10 protein-coding genes are annotated in these 11,007 nt (G+C 55.6%); 5 read left to right on the top strand and 5 right to left on the bottom strand.

What is annotated here, in order from left to right; genetic code table 11:
* The first annotated feature begins 264 nt into the window (after positions 1-264).
* A complete protein-coding gene (locus RBB81_RS21575; protein WP_353072092.1) occupies positions 265-789 on the top strand; it encodes a class I SAM-dependent methyltransferase in 525 nt (174 codons plus the stop codon).
* A 799-nt stretch (positions 790-1,588) separates the two neighbouring features.
* On the opposite strand, the gene RBB81_RS21570 is transcribed toward RBB81_RS21575, so the two are convergent.
* From RBB81_RS21570 to RBB81_RS21555, 4 genes are all read right to left on the bottom strand, one after another.
* Positions 1,589-1,855 carry a hypothetical protein gene (locus RBB81_RS21570; protein WP_353072091.1) on the bottom strand — a complete coding sequence of 89 codons (267 nt, stop codon included), beginning with the start codon at positions 1,853-1,855 and terminating at the stop codon, positions 1,589-1,591.
* Positions 1,819-2,388 carry a hypothetical protein gene (locus RBB81_RS21565; protein WP_353072090.1) on the bottom strand — a complete coding sequence of 190 codons (570 nt, stop codon included), beginning with the start codon at positions 2,386-2,388 and terminating at the stop codon, positions 1,819-1,821. Before RBB81_RS21565 ends, RBB81_RS21570 begins: the two co-directional genes overlap by 37 nt.
* A gap of 130 nt (positions 2,389-2,518) precedes the next feature.
* Positions 2,519-2,881: a nitronate monooxygenase gene (locus RBB81_RS21560; RefSeq protein ID WP_423248035.1), complete on the bottom strand. Its 363-nt coding sequence runs from the start codon at positions 2,879-2,881 to the stop codon at positions 2,519-2,521.
* A 321-nt stretch (positions 2,882-3,202) separates the two neighbouring features.
* The gene (locus RBB81_RS21555; RefSeq protein ID WP_353072088.1) at positions 3,203-5,299 is read right to left on the bottom strand and encodes a winged helix-turn-helix domain-containing protein; all 2,097 of its coding nucleotides are present in this window, start codon (positions 5,297-5,299) and stop codon (positions 3,203-3,205) included.
* A 318-nt stretch (positions 5,300-5,617) separates the two neighbouring features.
* Between RBB81_RS21555 and RBB81_RS21550 the strand changes: the two genes are divergently transcribed.
* From RBB81_RS21550 to RBB81_RS21540, 3 genes are all read left to right on the top strand, one after another.
* Positions 5,618-7,564 carry an alpha-amylase family glycosyl hydrolase gene (locus tag RBB81_RS21550; RefSeq protein ID WP_353072087.1) on the top strand — a complete coding sequence of 649 codons (1,947 nt, stop codon included), beginning with the start codon at positions 5,618-5,620 and terminating at the stop codon, positions 7,562-7,564.
* A 22-nt stretch (positions 7,565-7,586) separates the two neighbouring features.
* Complete coding sequence (locus tag RBB81_RS21545; RefSeq protein ID WP_353072086.1) at positions 7,587-7,790, top strand: hypothetical protein; 204 nt, start codon at positions 7,587-7,589, stop codon at positions 7,788-7,790.
* Between the two features lie 379 nt (positions 7,791-8,169).
* The gene (locus tag RBB81_RS21540; RefSeq protein ID WP_353072085.1) at positions 8,170-8,829 is read left to right on the top strand and encodes a nucleoside triphosphate pyrophosphohydrolase family protein; all 660 of its coding nucleotides are present in this window, start codon (positions 8,170-8,172) and stop codon (positions 8,827-8,829) included.
* 182 nt (positions 8,830-9,011) lie between these two features.
* Here the strand turns inward: RBB81_RS21540 and RBB81_RS21535 are convergent, their stop codons facing one another.
* Positions 9,012-9,974: an amidohydrolase family protein gene (locus RBB81_RS21535; RefSeq protein ID WP_353072084.1), complete on the bottom strand. Its 963-nt coding sequence runs from the start codon at positions 9,972-9,974 to the stop codon at positions 9,012-9,014.
* Positions 9,975-10,212: 238 nt separating this feature from the next.
* On the opposite strand from RBB81_RS21535, the gene RBB81_RS21530 reads away from it, so the two are divergent.
* Positions 10,213-10,950 carry a class II aldolase/adducin family protein gene (locus RBB81_RS21530; RefSeq protein ID WP_353072083.1) on the top strand — a complete coding sequence of 246 codons (738 nt, stop codon included), beginning with the start codon at positions 10,213-10,215 and terminating at the stop codon, positions 10,948-10,950.
* Positions 10,951-11,007 lie beyond the last annotated feature (57 nt).

Raw genomic sequence — 11,007 nt, 5'->3', positions numbered from 1 at the left:
AAGCTGGATGGTCTGGTTCGATGAGTGGAATGCGTCGACCCCAAAGGCCTGCCCGGCGTGCCACAAGGTCTTTCGCCCTCCAAGTCAGCACAAGATGAAGTATTGCTCGACCAAGTGGGCTCACAGGTTCGCGATGCAGATGTACAGGGAGGGCAAGAAAGCCTTAAGGGATCCAGCTTAAGGCTCAACTGCCGGTCTACTCACTGAACAGGATGACCAGCCCGGTAAAGGCCGAGCTTCAAATGTCTGAAGTACAGTGAAGAGGTGAAGATCGCTGAAGCTACCGCACTCATTCGTACCCCGCTCATCGAATGGACGCGCCCGCAATCCTGGTGTGATCTTGGCTGCGGGAGCGGCACTTTTACAGCGGTGCTGGCGAAGTTGCTGGCTCCCGGCAGCAAGATTTACGCCGTTGATTTAGATACCAGGGCTCTGGAACATGTCCCGGACCATTACGACGGAGTCGAAATTCGTAAAACGCTGGGAGATATCGGAAGCCCCAGCCTCCGTCTTCCGACTGTCGATGGAATTCTCATGGCAAACACGCTGCACTTCATTGAGGAGCAGCAGGCATTTCTAAGGAGGCTTCTATCGGTGGCAGATCGATTCTTGATCGTCGAATATGAGCGTTCGAAGCCGAATAGATGGGGGCCATATCCGGTCGGCTTCGAAAGACTCCGCCAGCTCTTCGGCGAGGAAGGTGCGGAGCGCGTGGCGAGAATTGCCACGCGGCCCTCGCTCTTTGGTGGCACGATGTACTCTGCTTTCGCCGAGCGGACCACAAGATAATTCGGAGAACTCCTTGCTGTCGGCTACCAAAGAACAATCGACTGCATTTCCACACTTCTGCCGTTATTTGCACAAAAAGATTGGTGTCATCCCAACCCGGATTGCGAGTATCTTACGAATCAACGGAAGAGAGATCTTCCAGCAGGAGAGAGTAGACAGAGGCCATAATGAGAACCGGCAACGGGACTCGCAGAGCAGGCAGGAAACTGGATGCTTCTGGATGGAACCGGGAAAGCTCTCACAGCCAATGCGATGTCAGAAAAGTATGAGTAGCGCGGGTTTTTCCCGCATTCACACAACAGTTCTGAAGTTGCAATGAGTTGTGATTCGGCGCCGAGCCGGATCTTCGGAAATCGGAGAGCATGGGGCGGGATCTCGAAAGAGAGATCGCCCCCTTCGCTTTTCACCTTCCGCACCACAATTGGCCGGCTGTGGTGCGGAGGCAACAAATGAGCATGACCGTCGATAGCAGGACGAGAGTTCCTCGCCTTGCCTGCAAGACGAACGGCCGCCGTTAGGTTAGTCGATCGGGAAGGAGAATATCCATCACGGAGCGTGACACGGTCACCGGCCTGCGCCGGAGCGAGTTGATCGGACTCAAGTGGCTGGATGTGAACTTCGAGGAACTGGAGTTGTCTGTCATGCGCTCGGTCTACCGGCAGAGGGTAGGACGATGCAAGAAAGTCGCTTTGCCATCTCGCCTCTTCATTGGCGTCGAACTGATCGCATATCGATGGAAGGGGAAGTATTTGAGTTTGGTAGCCGCTAATGGCGCAGCCTGGACAGACAGGAGGGGCGTCTAGTTCATCTTCATCCCTGGCATAGCGGAGTGATCCATATTGTCATGTCCATTGTCGTCATCATCTATAGACCAGACTTTCTTCAGGTCCGTCTCGTATGGGTAGACAGGATGATCCGGATGCGCTATGAAGCCCGGCTCGAGTACGGCGAGAGCCTTGCGCGCATCCGCAACTGGATCCTCCTGTCCGATGCTGGCCGCGAGAGCCAGACCGTAGAAGGCTTGGACTTCTATGTCATCCGGGTAAGCAGTGTGCAGAGCTCCCATGGCGGTGGCATATGCGTGGGCCGTCTTTCATTCTGCGATGGTTCGCCGTGCAGATAACTGCTCAGGGCAGCGATATAGCGTTTTTCGCGATCGGTCCTGGGATGAAGAGCCATGGCCTTGTCGATTTCCGCGACACCAACTTTACGGCGTTCATCGGGCAAGCCATCCCAGAATGGACGCCACTCGGTCATAGCGATGGCCCATTGCGCCATGGCACATTGTGGATCGGCAGCGGCGACGGATTGAAATTGCTTGAGAGCCTCCTCATACCAGAAGGAATGCAGCAGTGCGATACCACGTTCAAAGAGAGTTTGTACTGAAGCAGCGCAGGTGATCGGCATATGAACGGCACCTAGTTTTTCCAGGGCAGCATTCCCAGGGCCGCCCTCGGTCCGGTGGTGATGATGTTGTTGTGCGGTAAGAACCGTGGATGAAGCAAGAAGAGCCAGAACGAAAAACACGCAGAAGAGCTTCTTCATCTTATCTAGACTGATGGCGGACGAAATGGATATGGGCAGAGCAAGCATGCTCAAGTGAACCTCTATAGATTTTCCTTCGAGCATATGATCCGACAATGTCCCTTCAAGCTTCCTCGTCCTTCAATGCCACGCGACAAATGGGCGTGCGTTAAAAATTGATCCTCTGCGGCGCGGAACTCTCTGCTCACTTCCTTTTGTAAATCTCGTGGGCATTGCTTTCGGTTGTCGCAAGTAGCCGAGTTCCGAGGACCGCTGCGTCTGCGCCCAGCGCCAGTGCCGCTGCCAAGCCCCGTCCGTCCGCAATTCCGCCTGCAGCCACTACGGGAGTTGGAGCCACGGTGTCTACGACGCGGGGTACAAGAACCATCGTGCTGACCGTTCCCGCCATGTGCCCTCCCGCCTCAACGCCCTGCGCGATTATGAAATCCGCTCCGGATTGTTGTGCTCGTTTCGCTGCGCTAACCGAACCTACTTGATCACAAACTTTGATACCGGCCTTATGAGCCTTTTCGACATACGGTGTGGGATCGCCCCAGAAAAAAGACAAAACCGGGATCCGCTCCTCGATGCAAACATCCACGAATGCCGCTTCGGGAAGCGGGAGATGCGGGCCTTGTAAGGGGCATTGACGCCGAAAGGGCGAGAGGTCAGGCCGCGAAGCCTTTTGATCCGTTCCTTCAGCACCTACACTTCCAGAGTCTGCAAAGTCTTTACCGTGACATTGGCCCAGTTCACAAGAGATCGGCTCAACGCCTGCCTATACGCAAGAGTCGCTTGCAAATTAATCCTCTGCTTTTGCCTAGATGTTCCTTCCGAAATTCGCTTCTGGATGGGTTCGAGCCCCATGAATACGCTGACCTGCCTTCGCTTAGTGCATGCTCGCAGTGTCCCGGCTGTAGATGTTGGCGGTGGCGAGCCGCGCGGCTATGACTGGCCGATCACCACTGAGACCCACCAGCCGAAACTCAACGAAATTTTCCGAGTTAAGCCTTGTCGTAGCTTCGATCATTCGAGCTTGTCCGCCAGGAACAGAAATTTCGTAGAGCGGCTCTCCTTCTTCTTTCGTTGCCTGGGTGAACAGCTTCTCTCCAGAATTGGACCAGAACGTATTCTCGGCTGATAGATCGCTCAGGCGGCTCCATCGTCCGCTTTTCAGGTCCAACAGCATGATGGCACGATCGGAGATGGCCGAGAGGTATCGACCGTTCGGCGAATATCGAGCAGCGGTCATCGACTGAGAATTCGGGATCTCCGTCACCTTCGAGTGAAGAAGGTCGAAACGCGATAGGCTTTCGACACTCGGTATGCCCGGACCGCGAACAAGAGTGCGTGCGAATAGGATCGAGTTGCCATCGGGAGTCCATTCGGGATTGGTCTGAGCGGCGTCTCCTGGAAGGATCGGGCGTGGAGTACCGCCGGTCGCTGGCATGATATAGATTCGCCATGCTTTCCCCGGTTCACGAGCCATAAGAACAATTTGAGAATCGTCCGGTGACCAGCGAGCAAGCCGAACCTGGAGTGGGGACGGACTGATCTCGACGCGTTCCTCGCCATCACAGCGCGACCTCCAAAGCGTCGAATCGCCGGACCGAACCCACGTCATCCACTTGCCATCGCTTGAGAAGTTCAAGGAGCTTGCCTGCTGATCGTCAACCTGAAACGGAACGAATTCGTTACGAGCAGGATCAAAGACACGGTATTGCACGAGGGATCCAGCGCCGGTAAAGAATAGTTTGCTTCCGGACAGATTGCTCACTGGAAACTGGTAGTCGACGGGACCATTAGTAAGATTCCTTGGGGAAAGACCTCTCTTACCAATTCCAGCATCCGTGGTGCCAAGCCAGAGATCATTGCTGAAACCGAAACCACCGCTGGTCGACTGAAAAAGATATCCTGAACCATCGGGCATCCAGGAGCCGCAACAGTCAAGGGATGTTGTCGAGCGGTTTGGAAAGAATCTCCTCAGAGAGCTGCCGTCGGCGGTTACGCTCCAGAGCGAAAGGGTTTTAGTCGTGGGGTCGAGCAGCGTAAAAGCAAGCCGGTGTTCGTCCGGCGACCAGCGCAACCAGTAAGCTCTTCCGGGAAGAACTGCTAACCTGCGAGCATTCGTGCCGTTCTCATCTGCAATCTCGAGTTCTTCATCACGTGCGTACACGATGTGCAACCCATCTCGAGTCCAGGTTCCCGCATGTGCCGATACAGCCGCAAACCTGCGGGCTGGTCCTCCTGTAGACGGTACAATCCAGAGCGGGTGCTCTGATCCGGCGGAATGCACGTCGAGCAGGAGTAGCTTCGTGCCGTCGCGAGAGATGTCGCTGATTTCCGGCTCCGCCAATCCTGGTGGTAATTGAATGGAGGTCTCTGTGCCTCCATTCACCGATGTTGCCTTCAGTGAGGCCCACCCATTGCTCTCGGTGGTGTAGTAGATGCGAGTCCCGTCCGTCACGATCGCAGGGAAGCTCGGCACGTCCGCACTTCCGACTGAGAGCCGCCCGGAATGTGTAATTTGCGTGATTTTCGGAACTGGTACCCACCCGTTGGATCTCGGAAGCTTGATGATGAACGCGATGAATGCTGCGATCGCTGCTAAGGCGAGGACGTACGGCCATTTGGCTACGTTAGCTTTTTGCACCGCCGTTTGGTGGTCTGGCAAGACGGGTGTCGTAAGCTCCGGCTCGCTTTCGCTGACCACGCTCACAGCGGCGGGCGGCTCCGCACCATGTACCTCAGCGACAAAGCGGTAACCTTTTCGCGAGACCGTCTGTATATAGATGGGGGCATCGGACGGGTCTTCCAGAGCTTCTCGCAGCTTTTTTACTGCGGCATTCAGGCCGTGATCGAAATCTACATTGACTTGGTCGCCCCACAGCCTATGCTGGATTTCTTCTCTGGAGACGGTCCTGCCGGGATGTTCTAGAAGGCTGGCGAGCACCTGAAAGGGTTGCCGCTGAATACGGACTCGCACTCCATCTTTCCAAAGTTCTTCCGCCTGGAGGTCTGCCGAGAACGCGCCGAATGCCAGGCGCCGGTGTGAACCTTTCGGGCGAACGTCTTGTAAGGATGTGGCTATCTGATCCAGGATGAACAAACCTCGTTTGAAGATGATAAAGGTTTCCCCACAAGGTGCTCAATACAGGTTGCTTACCGAAAGATCACAACTGTTCAGAGATTGATTACCTCGGAATCATTGCGTTCCGAGCAGAAAGCTTTCAGTGTTGGGATTGCTCTTCACCTTCTTTTCCGGGCCTGCACCCTAATGTGTCCCGGCCCGCTGGAGACCCTGATGCTTTCGATTCCATTCCTCAAGCGCGGATCACGCCGAGCGAAGATTGCAGCCGTCGGACCGCTGCGCCTCTCCTTGACAGGAGACTTCGCCTCCGTCCTCCTGCTGTTCACTGTCACCTCGCCAGTCCAGTGCCAGAAACCGATCATGTCAAAGATCGACCCTCCGAACTGGTGGACGGGATTGCCGGATCCGATGCTCCTCGTCTATGGCGAGCACCTCGACGGAGCAAGATTTTCACTCGGCGATTCCAAAGCAACGATCAGCAAAATGCAGGTCTCGGCAAATGGCCACTGGGCGTTTCTCCGGCTCGAGGAACACGCGGCGGGACCAGGATCTTTGCTTCTGACCGTGACGAACGATAAAGGTTCGGCCTCTGTACCCTATGAATTGGCCAACCGGACGACCGGAAGACAGGGGCCGAAAGGCTTCTCCGCAAACGACTCTTTTTACCTGATCATGACGGATCGCTTCGCAGACGGCGATGCAAAGAACAATGTGCAGCCCGGTATGCCGTACGACCGAATGGACCCGCATGCATGGCATGGTGGAGACATCAAGGGAGTTCTCGACCACCTCGGATACCTTCGAGACCTGGGAACAAGCACCGTTTGGCTGACTCCGGTACAGCAAAACCACGAGCGCGAAAGCTATCACGGATACGGTGCAACAGATTTGTATTCCGTCGACGAGCACTTCGGGAGTCTCGACAATCTGAAGACGCTGGCTAACTCTTTGCATCAGCAAGGCATGAAACTTGTGCTTGATACGGTTCCCAACCATGTCGGGCCAAATCACCCGTGGGTCAACGACTCGCCGACGCCCGACTGGTTTCACGGGACGAAGATCGCCCATCGGCCGGCTTCTGGAGTCTTCCCCGCGCTGATGGACCCACATGCGAGTCAGGACGAGGTTCGCAACGTCCAAGACGGCTGGTTCGTCGATCTGCTCCCAGACATGAACCAGGAGAACCCCTTAGTCAGCGCTTACCTGATCCAGAATGCCATGTGGTGGATTGAGCAAACGTCCGCTGACGGGCTTCGCCTGGACACCTTCCCTTACGTCGGCCGCCAGTTCTGGCATGACTTCCACAAAGAACTGTTCGATCAATATCCCAGGCTGACGACCGTGGGGGAAGTCTTCAACGAGACATACGTTCTCCCTCCTGCGGTCAACGCCTTCTTTGCAGGTGGAAGCCAGATAGGAAAGACCACACCGATAGACACCCGCCTCTACACCCCGTTCGATTATCCCCTTTATGGAGTCCTCCGCAATGTAATCTTGCGCGATGCTCCGATGACGGATCTCGACCTGCTTTTCCGTCAGGATACACTCTATCCGCATCCAGAGCGCCTTGTTACGCTCCTGGGTAGTCACGATACAGACCGTTTCATGAATGATCCGGCCGCAACGCCGGAGAAGCTTCAACTGGCCTTCGGAATCATCCTGACCATGCGTGGAACACCAGTGATCTATTCCGGTGACGAGATTGGAATGACTGGGGGCCATGATCCCGATAACCGGCGAGACTTCCTTGGCGGCTTTCCTTCCTCACCAGCATCGACGGGTGCTTTCGATTCTCACACCCGAACGCCCGAGCAATCCCTCATTCATGATTGGGTCAAAAACCTACTGAGCATCCGCAAGTCTTCCCCAGAATTAAGCGGAGGCGAGCAGCAAATCATCGAGTCGGACCTGAAGACAATTGCTTTCGTCAGGGGCTCCGGTCTTAGCTCAGGGTGTGACACCCAGCACGGGAGAATGCTCGTCTTGCTGAACAAAAGTGCAAAGCCTGCAGAACTCTCACTGGCGACAAACGGAACGTCTTTAGCCAATTGCAAATCGTCCTCGGTGCTTCTTGGGGAGCAGGAATCGATTAAGCTCCAGGACCAACGGGTCAAGGCTGAACTTCCGCCTTTCAGCACCACGATCCTACGAGTCAACTAGAACAACTTTAGGAGACGGAGCAATGCGTTCCTACTTCCACCCAGAACTGGATGTACTTCGCTTCGTCGCCTTCTTGATGGTGTTTTTATACCACTCTGCGGATTACACTGGGATCATCGCCCACGCGAAGCCGTGCGCCAGCCACAAAAAGAAGCTGGCGAAGAGGCACACCAAAACAAGGCCAGCGACTGATTGGCTACCCTCAACCCTCGGAGTCTGCGTTTAATCAGCTCGAGTTTGTAATTTCAGCTTACCGCGGCGGTATTCGCCGGCGATCAGCTCTCCACTGCGGCATTCTGGCGCCGGATGTCGACCTCAACGCTACCCCCTTTCAGGGCTTTCCATGCATGCAGCAGTTGGCATTTATACCGGAGGGCAGGAACGGACTTCGCATTTCCGGCTCTATCCGATGCATTATCTCTGGGCCCGCGCATATGGAAATTATCTTGGTCTAATCCATCTAGGTCGCTTTGTGGCTTTCGAAATGGGACTAGAGCTAACGGCGTTGAGTTGCGTTGCGCTTGTAGCCAAAGTAGAAGAACCCGAACTGATCGCTCCATTTCAGGAGGCCACTGAGGCGATTTGACGATTATCAAAAGCGAGCTATGGATACAAACCGCCTCGGTACGCAAAATCCTGTGACCGTCGCACTCTACGGCCTTGCGGGAGAAACCGGCTCGATCCACACGCTGTATAAGAAGAGACTGCGAGACGGCGATCAGTTCACCGGATTTCGAGAGAAAGTCAAAGAAGAGCTGGGCGATATTCTTTGGTATCTCACAGCAATTGCAAAGTTGGAAGACCTATCGCTTGAAGACATCGCTGTTCACAATCTTGAGAAGACGACTTCGAGATGGTTGCCGACAGGTGAAGACGACTGGGTGGATTTCGATGAACACTTCCCCCCTGGGGAGCAATTACCGCGCCTCTTCACAGCGCAGTTTGTTGCTTCCGTAGAGGACGGAGTATCGAAGGTGGAAGTCTTCATCGATGGAGAGCGGCTGGGAGCGAAGCTAAACGACAATTCCTACGAGGCTGACGGCTACCGTTTCCATGACATCCTTCACATGACCTGCGCCGCACTGTTGGGCTGGTCTCCGGTGATTAGGGCTTTGATGAAGCGCAAGAGAAAGAGCGACAAACAAACAGACAAAGTCGAAGATGGCGGTCGGGCGATTGTGACGGATGAGGCATTGGCAGCGCTCGTGTTTAACTATGCATTTCGTCACACCTACTTAGAGGAAATCAAGGTCCTCGGTTGGTAGCTCCTTGATCTTTGCCACGATTTCGCAGAGCCATTCGAGGTAGGCAAGCGCTCGCGCTACGACGCGAGGGATTATATCGTCCGCATGTGGGAGATCACCGCCGAACTGCTGCTTGAAAAACGAGAGACTGCGATGCAGCCAGCCTGCGACGGATGACGTCGCGCGAATCCGATCATTCCCCACTACAGTTTGAGGAGCGAGCTGGCATTGCCGCTCAGGATCTTCGCTTTGTCCGTTGCCGGGAGCGGGACGCCTTTCATCCAGTCGACGGCGGGCTTGCTGTCTGAGATGAATGGCCAATCGACGCTGAACAGGATTCGTTCGGCCCCGATCTCCTGCACACAACAGAGCAGCGCGGGCGTCGAGAAGAAACCGCTGGTGGTGATCCAGAAGTTGTTGGTGAATACCTCGCGGAAGTGGACCGATTTTTGTCCGGAGCGGGACAGGGCCTGGTCGATGCGCCAGAGCTGAAACGGCAAGGTCTCGCCCAGATGCCCGAGAATGATCTTGAGCTTCGGGTAGCGCTCGAAGACGCCGGATAGGACCATCCGCAGCCCCTGGGTTCCCGCCTCTACACCGTATCCCCAGGCAGGCCGGGCCAGCATCGGGAAGTCGGCGAGGTAATCCTTGTAGTAAGCCTCGATGACCGCCGGGTGCGGCAGCGATGGATGCATGTAGATGGCCACATTCAGCTTTTCGGCGCGGGCATAGATGGGGTGGAATTTTTTGAGGTCGAGAAACTCGCCGCCGGTCATGCCGTGGACCATCGCGCCCTTGAAGCCCATGGCAACACAGCGCTCGAGCTCGTCGGCTGCTGCTTCGGGCAGGATGGTCGGCAGCGCCGCGAACGCCGCGAAGCGGGGGTTGGCTGCGAGCGCCGCGGCAAGCCGGTCGTTCACTCGTTCGACGAGCGGAACCGCGATCTCCGCGGACAACTTCTGTGCGGAGGGTGAGCCGTGCGACAACACGCACAGGTCGATGCCGGCCGAGTCCATGTCGGCGATGCGGTCGCCGCCGAAATCGCGGAGCCTCTCTTCGATCCGGCCGGATCGAGATCCTTCCGAGCCGGAGAAGTGAGATGCGAGTTCCGCGTCCCAATAGTGCTCTTCGATCGCGATCACTGGGCAGTCGAGTTTTTGCGTCATTCGGCACCTTGATTTGAAGAAGATTTTGAAAGCATGATAGGCGGAGCGGAGGTTCGGATTCTCGTCGGAAGACACTCGCTCTAATGAGCCATTTTTCTTGAGTCCATTCTTCCGAACAGCTCAGAAATTTCTGAGTGCAATCTGCCTACTTCGACGTCTATATTAGCAAATTTCGTATATGTAGATAAAAATGATATGAATGATTATCAAAAAATGAGATCTGTGCGAACATGGATCCATGGACAATTCAGACGAAAGGATCGCAGGACAGGTCAAAGAGCTGGTTGCGGCCAACCACGTTCTCTTCGCGCGCGGGGTTGTGGACGGCTTTGGGCACGTGAGTGTTCGTCACGCCATTGACCCAGCCAGGTTTCTGTTGTCCCGGAGTATGGCGCCCGCGCTCGTGGCTTCGGGAGACATCCTGACCTATGACCTGGAGGGCAGGGAAGTCCGGGATGACACGCGGCCCAGCTATATTGAACGATTCATCCATAGTGAGGTCTACCGTGCCCGGCCGGATGTAATGGCGGTGGTTCATAGCCACTCGCCCGCCGTGATCCCGTTTTCTGTCGTAAAGAGCGCGACGATTCGCCCGGTGTACCATCTTGCCGGATTTTTGGGGGAGAGCACGCCCGTTTACGAGATTCGTGAGGACGCAGGGGATTCGACCGACCTGCTCATTCGAGATTCCCGGCTTGGCGCTGCGCTTTCGCGATGCCTCAAACAGCACGTGGCTGTGCTGCTGCGCGGTCACGGCTCGACCGTAGTTGGAGAGAACCTAAGACAAGCGGTGTTTCGAGCCGTGTACCTGGAGATGAATGCGCGCATTCAAGCAGACGCGCTTCAGCTTGGCGAGGTCACTTACCTTACCGCAGAAGAGGCCGCTGCGGCAGCAATAACGAACGAGCGGCAGATGGATCGTGCGTGGGACCTGTGGCTGTGGGAGGCGGAGCGGCACCGCTCCATCTACACGTAGCTCATCGCTGTGAGTCGCAGGTTCAATCAAGATTTTGGTCATTGAAGAACAGTCATT

The sequence above is a fragment of the Tunturibacter gelidoferens genome (assembly GCF_040358255.1).
Classification (GTDB): Bacteria; Acidobacteriota; Terriglobia; order Terriglobales; family Acidobacteriaceae; genus Edaphobacter; species Edaphobacter gelidiferens.
This window is presented reverse-complemented; position numbering and strand designations above follow the sequence as displayed.

Bases quoted from the DNA above. Each gene is read 5' to 3' on its own strand.
- RBB81_RS21570 (WP_353072091.1), bottom strand. From the start codon at position 1,855: ATGGGAGCTCTGCACACTGCTTACCCGGATGACATAGAAGTCCAAGCC.
- RBB81_RS21550 (WP_353072087.1), top strand. From the start codon at position 5,618: ATGCTTTCGATTCCATTCCTCAAGCGCGGATCACGCCGAGCGAAGATT.
- RBB81_RS21545 (WP_353072086.1), top strand. From the start codon at position 7,587: ATGCGTTCCTACTTCCACCCAGAACTGGATGTACTTCGCTTCGTCGCC.
- RBB81_RS21540 (WP_353072085.1), top strand. From the start codon at position 8,170: ATGGATACAAACCGCCTCGGTACGCAAAATCCTGTGACCGTCGCACTC.
- RBB81_RS21535 (WP_353072084.1), bottom strand. From the start codon at position 9,974: ATGACGCAAAAACTCGACTGCCCAGTGATCGCGATCGAAGAGCACTAT.
- RBB81_RS21530 (WP_353072083.1), top strand. From the start codon at position 10,213: ATGGACAATTCAGACGAAAGGATCGCAGGACAGGTCAAAGAGCTGGTT.